Source organism: Mycobacterium sp. E2327, assembly GCF_001672675.1.
Lineage (GTDB): Bacteria > Actinomycetota > Actinomycetes > Mycobacteriales > Mycobacteriaceae > Mycobacterium.
In genome coordinates this window covers 1-22,237 of the sequence record NZ_LZKE01000053.1, presented here as the reverse complement: position 1 = coordinate 22,237, position 22,237 = coordinate 1, and the positions used below count along the sequence as shown (strand labels likewise).

Below are 22,237 nucleotides of genomic sequence, written 5' to 3'. Positions count from 1 at the left end.
GGGGGAAATACAGTGCGTGCGCGGCTATGGTTGACGCTGGCCACCGACCTCTATAGACGAAAGCTCTCGCTCTATGTACGACCCAGTGGGGTTGTCGATCGGGACCGCGAACCTGGTCGCTGCGCGAAACGGAAGTTCGCCGGTTACACGCCGTGCTGTGCTGACGCTTTATCCGCACTGTGCGCCGAAAATCGGCCTGCCCCTAGAAGACTCCGCGAACCCTCCGCTGTCCGAGCCCGGGGTGCTCATGCGGGGCTTCGTGGAGCGCGTCGGCGACTCGGTTGCGCTGGTGTCGCCCGATGGGTCCGCTCATGACCCGGACCTGCTCATGGTGGAGGCGCTCGACGCCATGGTGGCCGCCGCCGGCGCGGACTCTGGCGCGTCCGAGATCTCCATCGCCGTTCCGGCGTATTGGAAACCCGGCACGGTGCAGGCGTTGCGCAACGGTCTACGAACGCATTTGGGCTTCGTCCGAAGCGGCATGGCGCCCCGCCTGGTCTCCGACGCGATCGCGGCGCTGACGGCGGCGAACGCGGAGCTGTGCCTCGCGGCGACGGGCGTGGTCGGCCTGCTCGATTTCGGTGGCGGCGGGACCTCGGCCACCTTGATCAACCTCGCCGGCGACTTCGAACTCCTCACACCGACAATGCGTTACGCGGCCTTCTCCGGCGAAGAAATCGACCAGGCGTTGTTGCTTAAGGTCTTCGAGGAACTCGGGCACGGCAGCGGGCTGGACCCGGCCAGCACGGCCGCGGTCGGTCAGCTCGGCCTGCTGCGGGAACAGTGCCGCGCGGCCAAGGAGCAGCTGTCCACCCAAACGGTGGCCGAATTCTCGGCCGAGCTCGGTGGTCGCCGGTGCACCATGAAGCTGACGCGCGACGAGCTGGGCGACCTGATCCAGGACCGGCTGTCCGGCTTCATCTACGCGTTCGACGAGATGCTGGTCCGGCACAAGAGAAGCTGGTCCGACCTGTCGGCGGTCGTCATGGTCGGCGGCGGTGCCAGCATTCCCCTTATCAAGGAACGCCTTTCGGTGCACGGCCGCCGGCCGGTCGTGAGCCCGCTGGAGCCGGCGCACGCCGCCGCCCTCGGCGCGTTGCAGATCGCTTCCCGGGGGGAGCAGCTCGATTTGCAGGCGCGCACGTCCATCGGCCTGCTCACGGCGGCCGCCGGCGAAATCGTGGAGTTGCCGGCGGGCGACGTGCTGGTGATCGACGACGAGGCGCTCACCGACCGCGAATTGGCTTGGTCGCAAACCGAATACGGCCCCGACATCCGGGTGCCGTACAGCCCCACGGCCTTCGACGAAGACGGCGGGTCCGGCTGGTCGATGCGCCTCAACGTGATCGAGCCGCCGAAAGCGAGCTCGTGGCGGCGGCTGCGGCTGTCGCAGTTGGTCATCGGGATGTGCGCCGTGGTGGCCATGACGTCGATCGGGGGCGTGGCCTACACGTTGTCGGGCATCGAGAACCACCAGGTCCCCCCGGCCCCCACCGTCGCGCCCCTGCCCGCGCCGCCCGTCAGCTCCCTGCCGGCGCGGCCCGTGCCCCCGCCCCCGCGCCCGTGCCGCCGCCGCCCAGCGCCGCACCGGTGCCCAGCCCGGCGCCGCCACCGCCGCCCCCGCCGTCGCCGCCGCCCCCACCGCCGGCGCCGGTGATCGTCACGACCGCGCCGCCGGTCGTCACGAGGCATCCCGCGCCGCCGGTCACGACCCAGCCGCCGGTCACGACCCAGCCGCCAGTCACGACGGCCATGACGACGCCGCCTCCGCCGCCGACCACCACGACGACACCCCCGGCGGCCCAGACGACGACGCCCACCACGACGGTGCCGATGACGACGCAGTGGATACACGTGCCGCTGCTGCCGGTGCCGATCCCGGTTCCCGTACCCGCGAGCCAGGCGCCCCAGCCGCCCGCGGCCCCGCAGTATCCGGGGAACTCGCAGAACCCCTTTTTGAGTCCGGGGTACTGAGCCCGGGGCCTTCAAAATCGCCCGTGTGACCTAGCTCAATCACAGGTCAGCGGGGCGAGCGCGCACGGCCGCACGGGAGTAGCGTGGAATCACCCAATTCGGGCGGGGGTCCGTTTCATGGTGCCCTGGTAGAGGGCGTTGATCAGGACCATGGAGGCGCACAGTGGACATCGTGCTCGGAGTCTCGATGGCTCCGGACACCGTCCGCCTGGTGCTCATCGAGGGCCAGGATGCCGACGGTGTCACAGTCGAAGAAGACGAATTCGAGGTCGCCGCTTCGGGCGGACCCGACCAGGTGGTCGCCGCGATCGTCGGCACCCGGGAAGGCGCGGCGGAGGGCGGCTGCCAGCTGGTTTCGACGGGGGTGACGTGGACCGACCCCGCCGGCGTCGGCGCGCTGCGGGAGGCGATCGCCTCCCACGACGTCGGCGGCGTCATGTTGGTCTCCCCGCTGCTCGCCGCGGCCGCGTTGGCGCAGACGGTCGGCCAGTCCATCGGCTATGAACACATCGCGATGCTGTTCGTCGAGGCCGACAGCGCGACGCTGGCCGTCGTCGACGTCGCCGACGGATCCGTCGTCGACCTGCACCGCCGCCGGCTGTCGGGCGCCGTCGGGCCCGAACTGGCCGCGATGGTCGCCGCGCTCGACTCGCGGGCCGGCGGGGTGTTCGTCGTCGGCAGCGGCGTGGGTATCGGCGCCGAGGTGGCCGCGATCAAGTCCGCCCTGGAGGCGACGACCGCGCTGCAGGTGACCGTGCCCGAGGAGCCGGCGCTGGCGCTGGCCCGGGGCGCGGCGCTGGCGTCGGCGAACGCCCCGCTGTTCGCGGCGTCGACGGCCGCCCTGGCCTACTCGCTGGATCCGGGCACCGGTGAGGTGAATCCCGGCGCGCTCATCCCCAGCTATCTCGACGTCTCCGGCAACGCGGAGCTCGGTGCGCTCGCCTACAGCGCACTCGAGGACGACGCGACCGCCGACGCGCGGCCGGCCCGGCGGCGCCAGCCCTCCCTGGTGGTCAGCGCGGCGATGGCCGGTGCCGCGGCCGTCGCGGCGGGCCTCGTGGTGGTCTCGCTGACGTCGGACGCCCATCCGACCCAGCCCACGCCGCACGCCGTAGCCCCGGCGAACCGGGTGCCGCCGCCGCAGGCGCAGGTGCCCCCGCCCAGCCCTTCCAGCACGCCCAGCCCTGCCAGCCCTCAGACGCCCGCGGTGGCCGCCGCGCCCGCGCCGGCACCCGAGGTCGCCGTCCCGCCGGCGCCACCCGCGCCTGCGCCGGCACCGGCGGTGCAGCAGGCGCCGGTCGTGCAGCAGGCGCCCGCGCCACCGCCCCGTCGCGCGCCCGTGCGGCGCGCGCCGGAGGTGGCACCGCCCCCGGAGCAGCAGGCACCGGCGCCGCCGCCGGCCGCCCCGCCGCCGCCCGAGCCGGTCGCGGCGCCCGCTCCGCCGCCGCAGTACCAGCGCCCGCCGCTGACGATGTACCTGCACCTGCCGTTCGTCACGGTGCCAATTCCGATCAACCCACCGCCGCCACCAGCCCCGCCGCCGGCGCCGTAGGCCGCCCGTGGCACAAGGCGACGACTGAGCGCACACTGAGCAGTAACGCTGTAAATGCAAGGAGGCCTGCGTGGGCGAGTACGGTGCGTTCGGATTCGATCCCGAGGATTTCGACCGCGTAATCAGGGAGGGCAGCGAGGGGCTGCGCGAGGTGTTCGAGCGGCTTGGCAGATTCGTCACCGCGCCGGTGCCGGGGACGAGTTGGTCCGCGTTGTTCGAGGACCTGTCCCGGCGGCCCCGCCGCGGGCCGGAGACCGCCGGCGAGGCCGGCGACGGGGTGTGGGCGATCTACACCGTGGACGCCGACGGCGGCGCGCACGTCGAGCAGGTCTACGCGACCGAACTCGACGCGCTGCGCGCCAACAAGAACAACGTCGACCCCAAGCGCAAGGTGCGCTTCCTGCCCTACGGCATCGCGGTCAGCGTTCTCGACGACGATTCGGATTCGGATTCGGCGGAGGAATCCAGCTAGCTCAGCCCTGCTGCACCACGTTGGAACCGCCGGCGTTGCTGATCTTCGGGTTGCCCGAGTGATAGGTGATCTTGTTGTCGAAGCCGGAGGCGTCGATGCTGTCGACGGCGTCGACGGTGATGGCGTTCTGGACGCCGGACACGGTGAGGCTCTTGCAGTGGCCGGTGATCACGACCGTGTTGGAAACCCCGCTCACGTTGACGAGGTTGTCGTTGCACGCGACGGTGCGGTTCTCGTTGATGCCGGAGATGCTGAGCCTGCCCCCGGGCGACGGGGTGGGTGACGTCGACGGCGTCGTGGTTCGCGTCTTCGACGGGCTGGGGCTTCGCGAGCTGGTCGCGGGTGGACCGAACGTCCCGGTGATGGTGGGGACGGTGGGCGTTGAGCTGATGATCGACCGGACGCCCGAAAGTTGGTGTGCGGCAAAGGCCGCGATGCCCCCGGCCAGCGCCAGGAACCCGACCACGATCACCGTGCCCAGGATCCACCACGTGCGGTTGCCCGACGGCGACTTCGGTGGGGGCCCCGACAGCGGGCCGCCGTAGGGCCACGGGCTTTGCGGCGGCGGGGGCGGTGGATACGTCGGGGGTGAATACGCACCGGGCGAATACGGGTAGCCGCCGGGCGGCGGCGCCTGTCCGGATTCGGACGCGCGTGCCGTGTCGGCCAGGGGCTGCTCGAGCTCCCGGATGCGCTGCTCCGGGTCGTCCTGCGAGTTCATGTGCAGATGCTCCCATTGGATGGGCCCCTATGGGTAGTTTCAGCACCGTGCCCGACTTGCCGAACCGTCAGATCCTGTTGCGTCGCCGCCCCACCGGGCTGGTCCAGCCCGACGACACCGAGCTGGTCACCACGCCCGCGCCCGAACCCGCCGACGGCGAGGCGCTACTGCGCACCACCTACGTCGGCCTCGACGCCGCCGCCCGCACCTGGTTGAACGACCAACCCGGCTACCTGCCGCCGGTGCAGCTGGGCGAGGTCATCCGGGCGGCCGGCATCGGCGAGGTGGTGGCGACGCGCTGTGCCGCCTTCGAGGTCGGCGACGTCGTCACCACGCTGACGGGCTTCCAGGAGTACTCGATCATCCGCGACGACGTGTTCAGCACGCCCGTGCCCGGCAAGGCCGCAGTGGATCAGCTGGCGGTGATGTCGGTGTACGGCCCGACCGGGGCGACCGCCTACATGGGGATGATGGACATCGGCCGGCCTCAGCCCGGGGAGACGGTGGTGGTGTCGGCGGCCGCGGGCGCGACCGGGTCGGTGGCCGGGCAGATCGCCAAGATCGCCGGCGCCCGCGTGGTGGGCATCGCCGGCGGGCCCGAGAAATGCCGGGCGGTGGTGGAGGACTTCGGGTTTGACGCGTGCATCGACTACAAGAACGAGGACGTCGCCGCGGCGCTCAAACAGCATTGCCCCCGCCGGGTCAACGTCTACTTCGACAACGTGGGCGGCCCGATCCTGGACGCGGTGCTGGGCCGGCTGGCCACCAAGGCGCGGGTGGTGCTCTGCGGCGTCATCTCCAGCTACCTCAGCGGGCAGCACCCGGGGCCGGCCAACTACGTGAACCTGTTGTCCAAGACCGCGCTGATGCAGGGGTTCAACGCGCTCGACGACTGGGGCCGCTTCGAGGAAGCCTATGCGGCGCTTCGCCAGTGGGAGGGCGAGGGCCGAATCAAGCACCGCGAGACCGTTTTTGAGGGCGTCGAGTCGTGCGTCGACGCCCTCAACGGCCTATTCACCGGTGCCAACATCGGCAAGATGCTGGTCAAGCTGAGCGAACCGGCTTCGGGCTAACTTTCCCCGAGGACGCGGTGCAGCGTCTTCTTGGCGTCGGTCAGCGCCTCGAGCACCTTGGTCCGGGTCTCGGCGAGCTGCTCCTTCTGCTCGTCGGTGCCCGTCCAGGCGATGGTGCGGGCCAGCCCCGCGAGCTCGAAGAGCGTTCTGCGGATCTTGAACACGTCGCCGAACTTGGCCGCCCGCCCCAGGAAGGCGTGCGCGGTCTCGCTGCTGACACCCCGCCAGGCCAGCAGGTTGCGGCCCAGCTCGGTCAGCGTCGCGACGCCGTTGTCGACCGTGACCACACCCCGGCCGGCCAGCAGGCCGATCGCGAGCTCCGCCACGTCCTGCGGCGGCGTGAACGCGCCCTCGGTCGCGTCGGACACCCGCTGCACGATCTGCGCGGCGTCGGCCGGCCCGTCGAGCAGCAGCGCCGCGGTGACGAACGCCGCGCGCTTCAGGAAGGGCCGACGTCCGGGACCGCCGTGGCCGAATCCACCCTTGAACCCGAAGCCGCCTTGGCCCCAGCCCTTTTCGCCCCACCCGCCGAAACCGGGACCGCCAAAGCCCGGGCCACCGAACCCGGGTCCGCCGAAGCCGGGACCGCCGAAACCACCGAAACCACCGAAAAATCCACCAGACATCGCTGTCGTTCCTTTCCACATTGGACTATCAAGCTCCTTGATACCACCGCCGGCGGGGATGTCAAGGAAATTGATGGTTGCTTTCTCCGGACCGCCGGGCGCATGCGAGCATGAGGGCGTGAGTCAATTCCACGAGGCGCCCCTGGGGTTTTTGCTGTACCGCGTTGTGGCGGCGCTGCGGCCCCAGGTGGCCGCGGAGCTCAAGCCGTTGGGCCTCACCCTGCCCGAGTTCGTCTGCATGCGGATCCTGGCCCATCACCCCGGGCTCAGCAGCGCCGAGCTGGCTCGCGGCACCAACGTCTCCGCGCAGGCGGCCAACCAGGTGCTGCACGCCCTCGAGGAACGCGGCGCCCTGACCCGCCCTTCGACACCATCGGGCCGGGCGATGCCCGCCCAGCTCACCCGCCGCGGCAAGGCCCTGCTCAAACGGGCCGACGCCGCGGTCCGCACGGCCGATCAGCGCGTCCTGGGCAGGCTCACCGCCGACGAGCAGCGCCAGCTCAAGCAACTGCTTTACGCGGCGGGAACCCGCACGGCGGCGGGCTGCGAAACGGATTCGCCCCGCTAGCAGCGGTTAATCGGCGAAAACGCAGGGCGACGCACCGTCGTGCGAGATGCATACCGCCCCCAGTGCGTGGTTTTATAACACCGTTTGCGAAAGTTGCCTCGGGGAAGATCACGCCGGGCCGCAGGTGCCGGCTTCTTAGCGATTGGGTGGTAAGCAGATGGATCGTCGCAGCATGTTGTTGACCACGGGGCTGAGCATGCTGGCGGCCGTGGCCGCTTCCCCCCTCCCAAAGGCACTGGCCAACCCGTCGCTGCCGGCGCCGCCGAAGGCGCCGTCGGCGGGTAGCGGCGGTTACCTCTTCGCCGACGATTTCGACGGCCCGGCGGGCTCGGCTCCCGATCCGGCCAAGTGGACGGTGCAGACCTGGCAGGACGACGTGTTTCCGCCGGTCGCGGGGATCTACCGCGACGATCGCCGAAACGTGTTCCAGGACGGCAACTCCAACCTTGTCCTGCGTGCCACCCAGGAGGGCGACACCTACTACGGCGCGAAACTGCGGGGCAACTTCCGCAGCATGATCAACCAGACCTGGGAAGCGAAGATCAAGCTGAACTGCCTGGACCCCGGCCTGTGGTCGGCGTTCTGGGGTGTCAACGAGGACCCGCTGCCCGACGGCGAGGTCGACATCTTCGAGTGGTACGGCAACGGCTCCTGGCCCCCGGGCACCACCGTCCACGCCGCGTCGAACGGAAAGACCTGGGAAGGCAAGTCGATTCCCGGCCTGGTCGATGGGGGCTGGCACACGTGGCAAATGCATTGGGGCGAAAACGGATTCCAGTTCTCGCGCGACGGGTCGCAGTACTTCACCGTTCCGAACAAACCCATCCATGTGCACGGCGGCGCGCCCGACGACTTCCGGTGGCCGTTCAACAACCCCGGCTACTGGATGACCCCGATGTTCACGCTGGCGGTCGGCGGGGTGGGCGCGGGCGATCCTGCCGCGGCGACCTACCCGGCGGACATGCTCGTCGACTACATCCGCATCTGGTGACTATTTTTCCGCTTTGATCACCTGAACCAGGTTGAACTGCCAGCGCTCGACCAGCCGGAAGCCCAGGTCGTGCGGGACCGCGAAGGCGGGGGTGGGCCCGTAGACCGGGCCCGGGGGAATCGCCGCGCCCTGCTCGTGGGCGGGCACCGCGGGGTCGGCCTGGGTGATGATCCACACGACGCCGCACTGGCTCAACGGCTTGGCGACGACCTCCGGAATGAGGTTGGTGTCGAAGACGTCCCGTCGGTCCGTCGCCCGTTGCCACAGCGTGAGGTCGACCAGTTTGCGGTAGGCATCCGGGCGCGCCGCCATCAGCGGGCGCATCGGCGCCGGCATGAACGTCACCGTGTCGTTCACCAGCAGGCAATCGCCCGGCGCCGCCTTGGCGGTGATCAGGTCGGCCACCTGGCTGTAGTCCATCCCATACTTGGCATACGGGTTGTGTTGCGCCCGAACGTAGTTCGGCGCCGCGGCGACGGCGAAAAGGGTTAGCAGCGCCGCTGCCGCCCACGGCCTGGCGGCCACGGCGGCGGTGCAGACGCCCAGGATCAGCGCCATCGCCGGCGCGGTGAAGGCCAAATACCGCGGCGTGTAGATCGGGTGGGCCAGCGCCGAGAAGAGCACGATCAGGGCGGTCGGTATCGCCAGCCACGCGACCGCGATGGTCAACAGCTGCCGCTCTCCGCGCGCCAACCGCGCGGATCGATTGAGCCACAACGCAATAGCCGCGGCCATCACCAGCGCCGAGAGAACCGCGAACGGCGGGCTCCGCTCGAAGTACTGCTGGATCACCACGTCTTCGATCGTGCGGTGCCCGATCGTCGGCACCCACTTGATCTGCGGCGATTGCCGGGCGACCGTCGCCAAAAACGGCGCCAGGACGCCCACCGCCACCGCCGAGGTGATGACGAAGCGCGGCAAGGCCTTTCGCGCCCGCTCGAAGGCCGCGATGTAGACCAGGTGTGCCAACACCAATAGCACCAGGTACGCGTCGAGCAGGATCGACGCCGCCAGGGCTACGCCGTACGACAACCACGACCACGCGCCGTTGCGGCGCACCGCGACGACCAGCAGCACGGTTATCCAGACGGCGGCCATCATGGAAAGGGCGTAGGGCCGCGCCTCGACGCCCGCCCACGTCGTGCGTGGCAGGACCCCGCAGAGAACCCCGGATGCCACCGCCACCGTGCGCGACGAGAACTGGCCGCCCAGGACCACCACCCCGGCCGCGGCGCCGCCCGCCGCCAGGCCGCTCGGCGCGCGCGACCAGAACTCGGTGTGCGGAAAGACCTGAAACCAGCCGTGCATGAACAGGTAGTACAGGCCGTGCACCGCGTCGACGTTGCCCAGCATCTGCCACAGCTGGCCCAGGGACCGGCTGTAGGAGGCCGAAATGGTCGCGGCCTCGTCGTACCAGAAAGAGGGGCGGGCCGCGCCGGCCAAACTTATTGCGGCCGCGAGGAGTCCGACGACCAACGGGTCGAACGCGCCACTGCGCTGTCCTGACTCGCGGGTATCGGAGGCGCTCACCGTCCGCTATGTTGCCAGACGCGGTAACGCGTCCTCGGTCGTTGCCCATCCATCGTTGTTCGAACGTATGATCGATAAATGGGCGACCTCGCGTCGATCGGATACAACGGGCAGCCGGTCCGCGACCCGTTTCGCGTGGTGCGCCCGCCGATCGCGGTGCTGATCGACCTGACCGTGCTCTTCCCGCGCGAGCCGCATCGCTCGGGTCGCTATCAACCCAACGGCCTGCAGCTGCACAAGGTCGTCGAGGGGCGGCTGAGCTGCTGGGGCATCTGCGAACAGGGCGACTGGTGGGGGTTGGTGACCTATCCGATCGCCTACGGCTCCAAGCGGAAGACCGTGACGCACTGGATACCCGCCTGGACGCTGCGCCGGAAAGGCTAGCAGTGCGATGATTGCTGCCCGTGACAGGCAACTTGGCGTCCGCACTGACCAAGCTCATTCCGCTCGGTCTGGTCATCGCGCTCTCACCGATCACGGTCATCCCGGCGGTGCTGGTGTTGCACGCGCCGCGGCCGCGGCCGGCCAGCCTCGCCTTCCTCGGCGGCTGGCTGGTGGGCATGGGCGCCCTCACCGCTGCGTTCGTCGGGGCCTCCGATTTGTTGGGCGATCTGCACCAGACGCCGCCGAAGTGGGCCTCGTGGCTGCGCGTGGTGCTGGGGGCGGCGCTCATCGTGTTCGGCATCGTCCGCTGGCTGACCCGGCATCGCCAGGGCAAGAGCCCGGCCTGGATGCGTTCGTTTTCCAAAATGACCCCGCTGCGCGCCGGCGTGACGGGGGTGGTGCTCACGGTGGTGCGCCTCGAGGTGCTGATCCTGTGCGCGGTCGCCGGCCTGGCGATCGGCACCGGCGGGCTGGGGATAGCCGCCGGCTGGACCGCCGGGGCCGTGTTCGTCGCCGCGTCCTCGTCGACGGTCGCCGCACCGATACTGGCCTACGTCGGCTCCGGCGGCCGCCTCGATGACGCGCTGGAGCGGCTCAAGGAGTGGATGGAGCAAAACCACGCCGCCATGCTGGCGGTGATCCTGGTCCTGATCGGTTTGTTGGTGCTTTACAACGGAATTCACGCGCTGTAGGAGCCGGGCACGCTAGATTGCTGCCCATGGCAGGAAGCTGGGTTACCGTCGCGACCGGGCTGATTCCGCTCGGGCTGGTCATCTCGCTCTCGCCGCTCACGGTCATCCCCGCGGTGCTGGTCCTGCAGGCGCCGCGGGCGCGCCCGAGCAGCCTGGCGTTCCTCGCCGGCTGGGTGCTGGGCATCGCCGCGCTGACGGCGTTGTCGGTCGCCGCGTCCGGCCTGCTCGGTGGGTTGGACAAGTCGCCACCGAGGTGGTCGTCCTGGCTGCGGGTGGTCCTCGGGTCGGCGCTGATCGTCTACGGCATCTTCAAATGGTTCACCCGGCAGGGCCACAGCGAGTCACCGGCCTGGATGCGCGCGTTCGACACGATCACGCCGGCCCGGGCGGGGCTGATGGGGGCGGCGCTGGCGGTGGTGCGGCCGGACGTTTCGCTGATCTGCGTGCCGGCCGGTTTGGGCATCGGCACCAGCGGGCTCGGCGCCGCCGGTGACTGGTTGGCCGCCGCGTTCTTCGTCGCCGTCGCGGCGTCGAGCGTCGCGATCCCGATCCTCGCGTACGCGGCGGCCGGTCAGCGCCTCGACCCGACGCTGGCGCGGGTCAAGGAATGGATGGACAAGAACAACGCCGCCCTGCTGGCGGCGCTGTTGGTCGTGATCGGTGCGATGGTGCTGTCCCACGGGATTCGCGCGCTGTATCACCTGTAGCCGCCGTCGGACAGGCCGGCGTCCTCCTCGAGCCTGTTCGTCTTGCCGAACGCCAACTCGCGCACCAGTTCCCAGCCGTAGCCGCCGAGCATGCCCAGGTAACCCTTCGCCGCCCACTGCCGGGAGTGCCGCTCCTCGTGGTGCAGCACCCGGTCCAGGTCGGGGGTGTTCCGGACGATCCGGCGCAGCCGCTCCGCGGGATCGCTGAGCGGGCCGCCGTTGACCATGAAGATGTCGCCCCAGGTGGTGCCGCCGCGCCGGCTGAACTGCCGCTGCAGCCAATTGCCGCCCACGCCCATCAGGATGCCGTTCGGGGTGGTCACCAGGCGCCCGCCGTTGCGGTGCACGAACCGGACGTCGCGCGAGTAACTCCAGCGATTTGCGTTTTGCCGCTTGGTGATTCGCGTGACCTCCGCGGCGCAGTACGGCGTCTCGGGAAAATCCGCGGGCCGCCGGCCCGCCTTGCCGTAGTCCGTCCCCGCGTTCAGGACGTAGGTCAACAGCGTCGCGGCGCGCGCGTCGTCGCCGCTGATCCCCGGCGGCAACAGGAAGAAGGACTTGCCGTGCGGGTCCTTGATCTCCTCGGCCTGCGCGAGGATCGCAAAGCTCTCCGGCGTGATGGCGTGCCGCCGGGCGATCTCGGCGACGGCGTCCCCGGGCACGCCGCGGCGCCGGGCGTTTTCCCGCCACGCCTGGGAGTAGCCGTTTGCCCGCACGCTTGCCAATTTAGGGTGGAGTCAATGAACAGGCTGCCCTGGCAACGCCCGCGCGGCGTCAGACAGATCACCCGCGGACTGGGCACCCTCGATCGGGAGCTGTTCGAGACGATCGCCGAGACGCCCACCCCGCTGCTGGACACCCTCATGCCACCGCTGACCCGGGCGGCCGACCACTCCAAGCTCTGGTTGGCCATCGCCGCGGCGATGCTGTCGTCGGGCAAACCGTCCGCGCAGCGCGGCGCGACCCGCGGCGTTGTCACCCTCGGCGCCACCAGCTTGATCACCAACCAGGTCGCGAAGCGAATCCGACGGCGCCCGCGGCCCGTCTACGAGTCGGTGCCCCTGGTCAGGCGGGTGCGCCGCCGCCCGGTATCCAACTCGCTGCCGTCGGGACACTCGGCCAGCGCCGCGGCGTTTGCCGTCGGCGTCGGACTGGAGAACCCCCCGCTGGGCTTCGTCCTGGCGTTGCTGGCCGGCATGGTCGGGCTGTCGCGGGTGGCGACGGGCGCGCACTACCCCGGTGACGTCCTCGCGGGGTTCGGCATCGGCGCCGGCCTCGCGGTGCTGGGCGGGCGGCTCGTCCCGCCAATCGTCGAAACCACGCTGCCGCGGACCGAACCGCTGCTCGTCGACACCCCGCAACGCCCCGACGGCTCCGGCGTCGTCCTGGTCATCAATCCGTCGTCGGGGAGCGGCACCGGCGCCCGCATCGTCGACGAGGTCCGCGCCGAACTGCCCAAGGCCGAGATCGTCGAATTGGGACCCGACGAGGATCCCGAGCCGGCGCTGCGGAGCGCGGCCGAGCGCGCCGAGGTGTTGGCGGTCGGCGGCGGCGACGGCACCGTGGCGGCCGCGGCATCGGTCGCCATCGACGCGGGACTCCCACTGGCGGTCTTCCCCGGCGGCACGTTCAACCATTTCGCGAAGGACATCGGCTGCGACACGGTGGCCAAGACGGTGGACGCAATCCGGCGCGGCAGCGTGTTCCGCGTTGACCTGGTGTGCCTCAACGAATCTCAGATGGTCCTCAACACCGCGAGCATTGGCGCCTACCCAAAGTTCGTGCAGCGGCGCGAAAAGCTGGAGAAGCGCGTCGGCAAGCCGGTGGCCAGCTTCTACGCGCTGCTGCGCACGCTGCGCAGCGATCGGCCCGTCACCATCCGCTACGACAACAAGACCCTGCAGACGTCGTTGTTGTTTCTCGGCAACTCGGTGTATCTGCCGAGCGGATTCGCGCCTTCGCGTCGCACCCGAATGGACGACGGCCTGATCGACGTGCGCATCCTGGAGACCGGTCGCCCGTGGGCGCGGACCAGGATCCTGACAGCGCTGGCACTGGGACGCCTGCCCCGTAGCCCGCTCTACCACGAGCTGCAGGTGCCGGAGTTCAGCTTCTCGACCGTCGACGGCCCGACGGTCATCGCCCACGACGGCGAGGTCGGCGAGCGATACGACCACGCGAGCTTCAGCGCGAAATACCGGGTCCTGTCGGTGTTCCGGCCGCAGCCGGATTCCTGAGGTCCCGGAAAGGGCTCGGCTGCAGTATGTTTGGTTACGAGTGCGGCCGGCGAGGGGAGCGGGGATGGAACTGGGACTGGGCGGCAAAGTCGCGGTGGTGACCGGCGCCAGCAAGGGCATCGGCCTGGCGATCACCCGTCGTTTCGTCGAGGAGGGCGCCCGGGTCATCGCCGGGTCGCGGACGACCAGCGCCGCGCTGGCCGAGCTGGCCGACGCGGGCTCGGTCGAGCCGGTCAACGTCGACCTGGCCGAGCCCGACGGTCCCGCCCGGCTGGTCGCCGCCGCCGGCGATCGGCTCGACATCTTGGTCAACAACGTGGGCTTCGGCGCTCCGCGGCTCGACGGCTTCCTCGCGATCACCGACGACATGTGGCAGCAGACCCTCAATCTCGATTTCATGGCCAGCGTGCGGGCGATCCGGGCCGCCCTCCCGCCCATGCTCGCCAGCGGTGGCGGGGCGATCGTCAACGTCGGGTCGGTCAACGCGCGGCTGCCGCTTCCGATGGTCACCGACTACAGCGCGGCCAAAGCCGCGTTCAGCAATCTGGCCAAGTCACTGTCGAAAGAGTTCGGGCCCAAGAACGTTCGGGTCAACACGGTGGAGCCCGGCCCCGTCGTCACCGACTTCTGGCTCGGTCGCGACGGGTTGGCCTCCGTGTTGGGCGCCACCGACGGGAGGTCGGCCGAGCAGGTCACCGAAGAGTTCGCGTCGGGCAGCACGGTATCGGGGCGGTTCACCAGGCCCGAGGAGGTCGCCGACCTGGTGCTGATGCTGGCCAGCGATCGCTTCGCCAACATGATGGGGGCCGGCGTGGCGATCGACGGGGGTATGATCCCCACGCTTTGAGGCCGCGGATTAACAGCGCCGACACAGTCCTGGCTTAGCTCCGCCTCAGCGATCGGGTGTTTGCTCTTAGCGTCGCCGCGACGACCGCTGAAACTTGGGATCGGTAGGCCGGGCAAGCGATACACGATTTTGGCATTCGGCGACTATGGGCGGTCGCCGCGTCGGTCGGAGGTCGGATGTCCTTTCTAATCGCGGTTCCGGAGTATGTGACGGCGGCGGCCTCGGATCTGGCGAATGTCGGCTCCACGATCAGCGCGGCCAACGCCGCGGCGGCAGCCCCGACCTCGGCGGTGGCGGCGGCGGGCGCGGACGAGGTGTCGGCGGCGGTCGCGACGTTGTTCGGCGCGCACGCCCAGGCCTACCAGGCGATCAGCGCCGAGGCGGCGGCGTTCCACCAGCAGTTCGTCGAGCTCCTCAACGCGGGCGCCGCCTCCTACGCCGGCGCCGAGGCCGCGAACGCCAATCCGCTGCAGGGGCTGCTCAATGACATCAACGCGCCCTTCGAGGCGCTGCTGGGCCGCCCGCTGATCGGCGACGGCGCCGACGGCACGCCCGGAACCGGTGCCAACGGCCAGAACGGCGGGCTGCTGTGGGGCAACGGCGGGGCCGGCGGATCCGGCGGGCCCGGCCAGAACGGCGGCAGCGGCGGGGCCGGCGGGTTCCTGTTCGGCAACGGCGGCCGCGGCGGCAACGGCGGCAACGCGATCGGCGCCGGCGTGGCCGGCTTCGGCGGCAACGGCGGCAGCGCCGTCGGACTTTTCGGCAACGGCGGCGGCGGCGGGACCGGCGGTATCAGCGTCAACGGCGTCGGCGGCGACGGCGGCTTCGGCGGGAACGGCGGGTTCCTGATCGGCAACGGCGGCGTCGGCGGGACCGGTGGCAACGGCTTCGTGGCCGGCTGGGGCGCCGCGGGCGGCAACGGCAGCAGCTTGATCTACGGCCTGGGCGGCGCCGGCGGAGCCGGCGGGTCCAGCCTCAACTTCAGCAACGGGCTCGCCGGTGTCGGTGGCGACGGCGGCAGCGGCGGCGCACTCTTCAACCTCATCGGCACCGGGGCCGACGGCGGCGCCGGCGGGGCGGCCGTCGGCGCCGGAAACATCGGCGGCCAGGGTGGCCAGGGCGGCAGCGGCAGCGGTCTCGTCTTCGGCCTTGGCGGCCACGGCGGGGCCGGCGGCACCGCCCTCACGCCGGGCGGCACCGGCGGCCCGGGCGGAAACGGCGGCGACAACGGTTACGTGTTCAGCGACGGTGCCGGCAGCATCTACGCCGGGGGTTCGTTCTTCGGCATCGGCGGTGCCGGCGGCGACGGCGGGGTTGCCCAGGCCGGCGGCCATGGCGGCACCGGCGGGCTCGGCGGCCTTGGCGGGCTGCTCTTCGGCCTCGGCGGCCACGGCGGCAACGGCTACGGCGCGGCGGGCTTGGCCTTCGGCGGCAACGGCAGCCAGGGCGGCTACGGCGGTCTGCTCTTCGGCATCGGCGGCGCCGGCGGCAACGGCGGCTTCGGGGCCGTCCCCGGCGTCGGCGGACAAGGCGGCTTCGGTGGGTATTACCTGTTCGGCCCGAACGGGGCTAACGGGTTACCCGGGTGATTCGCGGTCGATCTACTTGAAGAGGCCTTGCACAATTGCCGTGGCAATGGCGTTGGCTAATGAGTTGATAATCGGGTCGAGAATTGGTGCAAACAAAAAGAACAAGAAACGGCCTATTAAGTTCTGCAGATCGATCAAGAGCTGATTGAACCACTGGACGACGGGGTTGGCGGCGGCGACGGCGGCGCCGGCGACCGCGCCCGCGACCGAGCCCAGGGGTTGCATCACGGCGGCGTTGGCCGCCTCTGCGGCGGTGTAGGCCCCCGCGCCGGCCTGCAAGTTCTGCGTGAACTGCTGATGAAACGCCTCAACTTGCCCGGCGAGCGCCTGGTATTCCTGGCCGTGCGCGGAGAGCAACTGCGCCACGGCGGCCGATACCTGGTCGGCGGCCGCGGCAGGCACCGTGGCGGTCGTGGGGGCGGCGGCGGAGTTGGCGGCGCTCAGCGTCGAGCCGATGTTCGCCAAATCCGTTGCGGCCGTGCTAATTAGCTCCGGCGCCGCGATCAAGCCCGACACTACCGTCCTCCTAGCGCCTCATCGAGCCATTCGAGATTGCAAAAGTATCGCCCGAAACCGGTGATTTTCACAAGTGGCCTCCTGCATTTACCCGGGTGGCAAGAAATCACCGGCGCCAAATTCACCCTCACCTGCTAGCCGGTTCCGAAATGGTGGTTCCGCTCTCCCAGGCGGGCGCGCAGATCTTCTTCGAAGGAAACGACCGCGGGGTTGAGCCGCTCGGCCCGCAGCCGCTCCAGATTCGGGTAGCCGGCGGCGCGCTCGGCGTCCCACTCGTCGGCGAACCTGCCCGACTCGATGTCACTGAGCACTTCGCGCATCACTCGCGGGACGTCGAGGCCGTCGTAGCGATCCGCCCGCGACATTTGGCCGTACTGACTGGTCGGTGAGTGGTAGCGCATCTGGCCGGCGTAGCCCTCCAGCCGCAGCAGCCGGTAGCTGCGTTCGACCTCGCCCGAGAGCACGAGCTCGGTGATGATCGCCTCCAGCGGGATGCCGGCCCGGGACATCAGCTCGACGAAGCTCTTCGAGACCCGGCCCAGGGCGGGGGCGAGCACCTGTTCCACCGCAAGATCCAGGACGGCCTCCTGGCGCGGCGTCATCTCGATGGCGCCCTGGCGCAGGCCGCCGATCGCGCGTCCGACGGCCAGCGTGCGGGCCAGCGCCGTCCCGGAGTTGTCCTTCTGCACGCCGAGCGCGGTGATGAACCCGACGCCCTCCAAGTAGCACTCGCGCACCTCGGGACCCAGCATCCGGGGGGCGATCATGCCGAGGTCGCAATCCGGGTCGATCCGGTCGAAGGCCGCCACGTATCCCGACGCCAGGACCCACAGCGCACCCGTTTTGGGGGTGATGGGCAGCTCGGGGATGACGTCGTCGGGGATGAGGGTGCAGATCACGTCGCATTCGCTCGCCGCCTCGACCTCGCCGGGCTGGAAGCCGTCGGCCTCGGCCTGTTCCCGGGAGGCGTCGGCGCGGGCGAAGACGTTCACGGCGAGGCCGGAGTCGCGCAGGTTGAGGGCCCAGGAGCGGCCCTGATTGCCGTACCCGACGACCGCAATCCGCTGTCCGTCCAGCACCGAGAGGTCAGCGTCGGACTCGTAATAGATCGTCGTCATCGCGGATCCTCTCTGCCGGTGCCCATCCCCAAGATGATGCGCTCTAGTCCGTGGGCGCGAAAATGGTGGTTTTCAAAGAGGCGAGATTGTGGTACTTTCGTCCTGTTTCTCACCGGGGGCTAGACGAATACCGGTGGGAGGCCATCGATGTCGTTTCTGTTCGCGGCGCCGGACGTGCTGACCGACGCGGCACAAAATCTGGCGAGCGTCGCCTCCACGATCAGTACCGCCAACACGGCGGCGGCAGCGTCGACGACGGGTGTGCTGGCGCCCGCCGCGGACCAGATTTCGGCGGCCGTTGCGGCGATCCTTTCCCGGCACGGGTCGGCATATCAGGCACTGAGCGCGCAGGCGACGGCGTTCCACGCCGAGTTCGTGCGGGCGCTCGGGGGTGCCGGCGGCGCGTACGCGGCCGCCGAGGCGGTGGGCGCCTCGGGATTGGCCGCCGCTGAGCAGACCGTCGAGCAGGACGTGCTGGCCGCGATCAACGCGCCTACCGAGCTGCTGCTTGGGAGACCGCTGATCGGCAACGGGGCGAACGGGACGGCCGCGAGCCCTAACGGCCGTCCCGGTGGGCTGTTGTTCGGCAACGGTGGCACCGGCTATTCCGCGACGGCCCCGGGGGTGGCCGGCGGGACGGGCGGTGCGGCGGGGTTGATCGGCAGCGGGGGCGCCGGTGGGGCCGGCGGGGCCAACGCGGCCGGCGGGGCCGGCGGTCGCGGCGGGTGGCTGTGGGGAACCAACGGGCCCGCCGGCGTCAGCTCATTGGCGAGCGGGACCGTGCCGCTGCAGATGAACGGCGTCTTCGCGACGGTCGGCGTCTCCGTCAACGGGGGGCCGAGCGTTCCCCTGACCGTCGACACCGGATCCAACGGCCTGCTGATCCCGTTCTGGGACATCGGACTTCGGCAACTCGGCCTGCCCACCCAACTCGGATTCGTCAGCTACGGCGAAGGGGTCGCCTTCATCTACCTCAACTTCAACGCGCCGGTGAATTTCGGGAACGGCCTCATCACCGCGCCCACCCCCGTGAGCGTCGAAATCTTCGAATTCCCAATATCTCTCAATGGCCTCGGGCTGATGCTCACCGGCAATGCTTTCGCCGGGGGAGATGGCATCTTGGGCATCGGATCGAACGCGGTGGGCCCGGCCAGCTCGGTGGTCACAGCGTTGCCGGGCCCGCTCAATCAGGGGGTGCTGATCGACGAACCCCAACGCTACCTACAGTTCGGCCCCAATCCGCTGCCCGGAATCACGGTCACCGGGGCACCGGTCACCGCCTTCGACGTCCAAATCAACGGCGGGCCTTTGCAACAGGTTCTGGCGCTGGTCGATTCCGGCGGCAATCACGGGTCCATCCCGTCGTCCATCCTGGACACCGGGCAGACGTCCGGACCGTTGCCGGCGGGCACGACCATCTCGGTCTACACCAACGACGACCTGACGCCGCTGTACTCGTACACGACGACCGAGACCAACAGCCCGCAGGTCATGTCGGGCCAAATGAATACCGGGTTCATGCCGTTCGCGCAGGGGCCGGTGTACATCAGCTACAGCCCCAACGGCGTCGGGACGATGACGTTCGATTTCTGAACGGGCTGACCGAATGTCAGTATTTCCGTAAAATCGCGTCATGAGGCTTGTCGCGCTCGCCGCGGCACTGATGATCGCGCCCATTCCGCTGGCGTGGATTCCGGCGGCATCGGCCGCCTGCCCCGACGCCGAAGTGGTTTTCGCGCGCGGCCGAGAAGAACCGCCCGGCGTCGGCGCCGTCGGCGACGCGCTGGTCAATTCGCTGCGGGGCAAGACCCGTATGTCGGTCGGCGTGTACGGGGTCAACTACCCCGCCAACATCAGCACCGGCAGCGGCGCCAACGATATGAGCGCCCACGTCCAATTCATGGCCAAGAATTGCCCGAACACCCGCATGGTGCTCGGCGGCTATTCACTGGGTGCCGAGGTGGCCGACCTAGTCACCGGTGGCCGTTCGGGATTCGGATTCACCAACCCGCTGCCCCCGGGCGTCGATCAGCACGTTGCAGCGGTCGCCCTGTTCGGCAACGGAACCCACGGAGTCGGCCCCGCCTTTGCCGGTAAGACGATCGACCAGTGCGCGCCGGGCGACCCCATCTGCGGGAGAGGCCTGAATTGGCCGTCGCACCTGCAGCCTTCCTACATCGACTCGGGATTGGTGGATCAGGCCGCCGGCTTCGCGGCCAGCAGGCTCTAGGACGGCTAGTGGTGGCCGCCGCCGGAGCTGTGGCCGCCGCCAGAGCTGCCGCCCCCGATCGAGCTGCCGCCGGAGCTGTGGCCGCCGAGGGAGCCGCCGCCAAGGGAGCCGCCGCCGATCGAGCTGCCTCCGCCAAGGGAGCCGCCTCCGCCGATCGAGCTGCCGCCGCCGAGGGAGCCCCCACCAAGGGAGCCGCCGCCCCCGACCGGGCCGCCGCCGAGGGAGCCACCGCCGCCAAGGGAGCCGCCCCCACCGACTGGGCTACCGCCACCGCCGACTGGCCCACTGCTGCCCGGGCTGCCGCCACCGCCGACCGGCCCACTGCTGCCCGGGCTCCCGCCACCGCCGACCGGTCCGCCGCTCTCGGGCGGCGTGCTGCCGGGGTTGCCGTGGCTAGGGCCGGGACCGGTGACGGGTCCGCCGCTCTCGGGTGGCGCACCGTCAGGGTTGCCGTGGCTCGGGCCGGGGCCTGTAACCGGTCCGCCGCTTTCGGGTGGCGTGTCGCCGGGGTTGCCGTGGCTCGGGCCGGGACCGCTGCCCGGTTCGCCGCTTTCGGGAGGCGTATCGCCGGGTGTCCCGTGGCCGGATCCCGGGCCGTTGGCAGGCCCTCCGCCCCCATTGCCGGGGGGCATCCCTTCCGTACCACCGGGATTTGTCCCGGGCCCGTGGCCCGGCGGAGTTTGGTGGGGCGGCGGCGAGTGCGGTGGAGGGACATGGACGGGTGGTGGCTCGGCCGGCGGCGACGGATGCGGCGGCGCCTGGATCACGGGCGGACTCGCTGGCGGGTCGGAGAACCAAACCTGTGGAAGGGGGCGCGGACCTATCGGCGGAACCACGACAACGGGAAACGGCACGGCCGGCGCGACCGCAACCGGCACCTGCGGAACAGGAGCCGCGGGGACGGGAGCCGGCGGAATCGGGGCCGCGGGCGGAGGAGCCGCAGGAGCCGCGGCGGCGGGGACCGGCGCTGCCGGCGGCGAACCCGCGGTTAGAGTCAACGGCTTGGGTGCCTCCGCCTTGGTGGCGGCCGCTTGCCAAGGCGCAGGCGGGAATACGTGCTCTGCCGGCGCGAGGATATTTTGCAGCGGCGCGGGCAGCATTCCGACGGTCGTGTGGACGCCGACCGACAGCGCGATCTCCAGCGCCATCGCCGCGCTGATGGCGGCGACTGCCACCGCGCTGCCGACCAGCAGGCCCGGCCTGGAGCGGGGCGCGCTTTCATCCTGATCGGCGGCGTCCATGATGACGGTCGGTGCGCTTGCCTCGTCGTCTTCCACTGCGCTATAGGCGAATTCGTCATCGCTCGCCTCGGCATCGGCGATGCGGAGATATTCGGGCAGGGTACTCGCGTCGAGCGCCCCGGTACCCGGGTCTTGTGCGTAGGCGAGCGCGGCGGTCGACGACGCGAACAACGGCGCGTTGGCGGACGCCAGGGCCGCCCCACGGGCCAGCGCCGTCTCCGGCTCCTCCGGGGTGCTCACGCTCAGCGGCGTCGCCTCTTCCAGCCACGGCTTAATCGGGGCGACATCGACGCCGGAGCCGACCACGAATAGGCCGTCCGGGCCGTCTGGCGACTCGACGAGCCCGGCGACCATCTCCATCAGCTTCGCGGTGGCGCACTCCCCGGACGAGTCATCCAAGGATTCTGTCCGGACATCGGCGACCGACCCGTCGGAGGTCTCGACAACCGCCAAAGTCGCGGTGTCGGGCTCGACGAAAAGCACCGCGGTGCGCTCGTAACCCATTGCGCCACCGACGGATTGGGTCAACGATGTCGCGGCAAGAAACGTTGACACCAGCATGACGTTCTCGAGCTTGTGGGCGGCCAGCGCATCGCGCACCGCCCTCGCTTCGAGCTGGTCGGTGCAGGCCACCCCGACGGCGGTCAGTTCGATGCCGGCACCGACGGCGTCTTCGCGAGTACCCAGGATGGCGGCGATCGCTCGATCGGATGCGCTGACGGTGGGCGAATCGTCCGCCGCGGTGACAGCGAACTCCTTCTCGTCTACCGTTGCGCCGTCGGCGTTTTCGCCTTGCAGCAGCACCATCTGGACCGAGTCTGGCGCCAGCGAAACTCCCAGAACGATATCCACGACCCACGCCTCCCAGCGTCTTGGCGGCCGGTCACCGGTGGGCGGAGGAGAGACCACACGGACCGCTAACTGATCGTCGCCCGGAAAGCTGTATCCGAATCTTGGCGAAGCTGTGTAGGCCTTAAGAAGCGCGAGCCGGGCGGGCTAGGGTCGGCTGGTGCGCAGGGTGAGCTCGCGATAGTCCGCCGGCAACGCGGTCTGGTCGATGATCGTGACCGCGTCGCCGTCCCAGTCGATGGTCCTGCGCACCAGCCGACCCTAGCCCGCCCGGCTCGCGCTTCTTAAGGCCTACACAGCTTCGCCAAGATTCGGATACA

22 protein-coding genes are annotated in these 22,237 nt (G+C 70.1%); 15 read left to right on the top strand and 7 right to left on the bottom strand.

What is annotated here, in order from left to right; all coding sequences use genetic code 11:
* The first annotated feature begins 157 nt into the window (after positions 1–157).
* The 4 genes from A5712_RS32425 to A5712_RS06635 all read left to right on the top strand — a co-directional run bounded on the left by A5712_RS32425 (position 158) and on the right by A5712_RS06635 (position 3,998).
* On the top strand, positions 158–1,657 hold the full coding sequence (locus tag A5712_RS32425; RefSeq protein WP_304528662.1) for an Hsp70 family protein: 1,500 nt from the start codon (positions 158–160) through the stop codon (positions 1,655–1,657).
* Positions 1,654–1,974 carry a hypothetical protein gene (locus tag A5712_RS31790; protein ID WP_231982012.1) on the top strand — a complete coding sequence of 107 codons (321 nt, stop codon included), beginning with the start codon at positions 1,654–1,656 and terminating at the stop codon, positions 1,972–1,974. Before A5712_RS32425 ends, A5712_RS31790 begins: the two co-directional genes overlap by 4 nt.
* 163 nt (positions 1,975–2,137) lie before the next feature.
* On the top strand, positions 2,138–3,526 hold the full coding sequence (locus A5712_RS06640; protein ID WP_068102747.1) for a hypothetical protein: 1,389 nt from the start codon (positions 2,138–2,140) through the stop codon (positions 3,524–3,526).
* Between the two features lie 70 nt (positions 3,527–3,596).
* On the top strand, positions 3,597–3,998 hold the full coding sequence (locus A5712_RS06635) for a hypothetical protein (RefSeq protein ID WP_068102745.1): 402 nt from the start codon (positions 3,597–3,599) through the stop codon (positions 3,996–3,998).
* 1 nt (position 3,999) lies between these two features.
* Here the strand turns inward: A5712_RS06635 and A5712_RS06630 are convergent, their stop codons facing one another.
* On the bottom strand, positions 4,000–4,719 hold the full coding sequence (locus A5712_RS06630; RefSeq protein WP_068102742.1) for a DUF3060 domain-containing protein: 720 nt from the start codon (positions 4,717–4,719) through the stop codon (positions 4,000–4,002).
* A 47-nt stretch (positions 4,720–4,766) separates the two neighbouring features.
* Between A5712_RS06630 and A5712_RS06625 the strand changes: the two genes are divergently transcribed.
* Entirely contained in the window at positions 4,767–5,792 is a 1,026-nt protein-coding gene (locus A5712_RS06625) for an NADP-dependent oxidoreductase (protein WP_068102795.1), read from the top strand.
* Here A5712_RS06625 and A5712_RS06620 read toward each other — a convergent pair.
* The gene (locus tag A5712_RS06620; RefSeq protein ID WP_068102739.1) at positions 5,789–6,418 is read right to left on the bottom strand and encodes a hypothetical protein; all 630 of its coding nucleotides are present in this window, start codon (positions 6,416–6,418) and stop codon (positions 5,789–5,791) included. The two genes, A5712_RS06625 and A5712_RS06620, sit on opposite strands and share 4 nt — an antisense overlap.
* A gap of 118 nt (positions 6,419–6,536) precedes the next feature.
* Between A5712_RS06620 and A5712_RS06615 the strand changes: the two genes are divergently transcribed.
* Positions 6,537–6,986: a MarR family winged helix-turn-helix transcriptional regulator gene (locus tag A5712_RS06615; RefSeq protein ID WP_068102738.1), complete on the top strand. Its 450-nt coding sequence runs from the start codon at positions 6,537–6,539 to the stop codon at positions 6,984–6,986.
* Between the two features lie 157 nt (positions 6,987–7,143).
* Entirely contained in the window at positions 7,144–7,977 is an 834-nt protein-coding gene (locus tag A5712_RS06610; RefSeq protein ID WP_068102736.1) for a family 16 glycosylhydrolase, read from the top strand.
* Here A5712_RS06610 and A5712_RS06605 read toward each other — a convergent pair whose 3' ends face one another.
* Positions 7,978–9,507 (bottom strand): glycosyltransferase family 39 protein, encoded by a 1,530-nt coding sequence (locus tag A5712_RS06605; protein WP_068102734.1) that lies wholly within the window; start codon positions 9,505–9,507, stop codon positions 7,978–7,980.
* Positions 9,508–9,585: 78 nt separating this feature from the next.
* On the opposite strand from A5712_RS06605, the gene A5712_RS06600 reads away from it, so the two are divergent.
* The 3 genes from A5712_RS06600 to A5712_RS06590 are packed head-to-tail and all read left to right on the top strand — an operon-like array spanning position 9,586 to position 11,290.
* Positions 9,586–9,891, top strand: coding sequence for a hypothetical protein (locus tag A5712_RS06600; protein ID WP_068102732.1), 306 nt, complete (start codon positions 9,586–9,588; stop codon positions 9,889–9,891).
* A 20-nt stretch (positions 9,892–9,911) separates the two neighbouring features.
* A complete protein-coding gene (locus tag A5712_RS06595) occupies positions 9,912–10,583 on the top strand; it encodes a GAP family protein (protein WP_068102730.1) in 672 nt (223 codons plus the stop codon).
* A 26-nt stretch (positions 10,584–10,609) separates the two neighbouring features.
* Complete coding sequence (locus A5712_RS06590) at positions 10,610–11,290, top strand: GAP family protein (RefSeq protein ID WP_068102728.1); 681 nt, start codon at positions 10,610–10,612, stop codon at positions 11,288–11,290.
* On the opposite strand, the gene A5712_RS06585 is transcribed toward A5712_RS06590, so the two are convergent.
* Entirely contained in the window at positions 11,281–12,006 is a 726-nt protein-coding gene (locus A5712_RS06585) for a hypothetical protein (RefSeq protein ID WP_068102726.1), read from the bottom strand. The genes A5712_RS06590 and A5712_RS06585 overlap by 10 nt on opposite strands.
* 24 nt (positions 12,007–12,030) lie before the next feature.
* Between A5712_RS06585 and A5712_RS06580 the strand changes: the two genes are divergently transcribed.
* The 3 genes from A5712_RS06580 to A5712_RS06570 all read left to right on the top strand — a co-directional run bounded on the left by A5712_RS06580 (position 12,031) and on the right by A5712_RS06570 (position 15,963).
* A complete protein-coding gene (locus tag A5712_RS06580; protein WP_068102724.1) occupies positions 12,031–13,527 on the top strand; it encodes a bifunctional phosphatase PAP2/diacylglycerol kinase family protein in 1,497 nt (498 codons plus the stop codon).
* Between the two features lie 64 nt (positions 13,528–13,591).
* The gene (locus A5712_RS06575) at positions 13,592–14,374 is read left to right on the top strand and encodes an SDR family oxidoreductase (protein ID WP_068102721.1); all 783 of its coding nucleotides are present in this window, start codon (positions 13,592–13,594) and stop codon (positions 14,372–14,374) included.
* Between the two features lie 176 nt (positions 14,375–14,550).
* A complete protein-coding gene (locus A5712_RS06570) occupies positions 14,551–15,963 on the top strand; it encodes a PE family protein (RefSeq protein ID WP_068102719.1) in 1,413 nt (470 codons plus the stop codon).
* A gap of 12 nt (positions 15,964–15,975) precedes the next feature.
* Here A5712_RS06570 and A5712_RS06565 read toward each other — a convergent pair whose 3' ends face one another.
* Entirely contained in the window at positions 15,976–16,479 is a 504-nt protein-coding gene (locus A5712_RS06565; protein ID WP_068102717.1) for a PE family protein, read from the bottom strand.
* Positions 16,480–16,613: 134 nt separating this feature from the next.
* The gene (locus A5712_RS06560) at positions 16,614–17,597 is read right to left on the bottom strand and encodes an NAD(P)-binding domain-containing protein (RefSeq protein WP_068102715.1); all 984 of its coding nucleotides are present in this window, start codon (positions 17,595–17,597) and stop codon (positions 16,614–16,616) included.
* A 147-nt stretch (positions 17,598–17,744) separates the two neighbouring features.
* On the opposite strand from A5712_RS06560, the gene A5712_RS06555 reads away from it, so the two are divergent.
* Positions 17,745–19,190, top strand: a complete 1,446-nt coding sequence (locus A5712_RS06555; RefSeq protein ID WP_068102714.1) for a PecA family PE domain-processing aspartic protease — start codon at positions 17,745–17,747, stop codon at positions 19,188–19,190.
* A gap of 40 nt (positions 19,191–19,230) precedes the next feature.
* Positions 19,231–19,827 carry a cutinase family protein gene (locus tag A5712_RS06550; RefSeq protein WP_068102712.1) on the top strand — a complete coding sequence of 199 codons (597 nt, stop codon included), beginning with the start codon at positions 19,231–19,233 and terminating at the stop codon, positions 19,825–19,827.
* Positions 19,828–19,832: 5 nt separating this feature from the next.
* Here the strand turns inward: A5712_RS06550 and A5712_RS06545 are convergent, their stop codons facing one another.
* Positions 19,833–21,920, bottom strand: coding sequence for a hypothetical protein (locus A5712_RS06545; protein ID WP_068102710.1), 2,088 nt, complete (start codon positions 21,918–21,920; stop codon positions 19,833–19,835).
* Positions 21,921–22,237 lie beyond the last annotated feature (317 nt).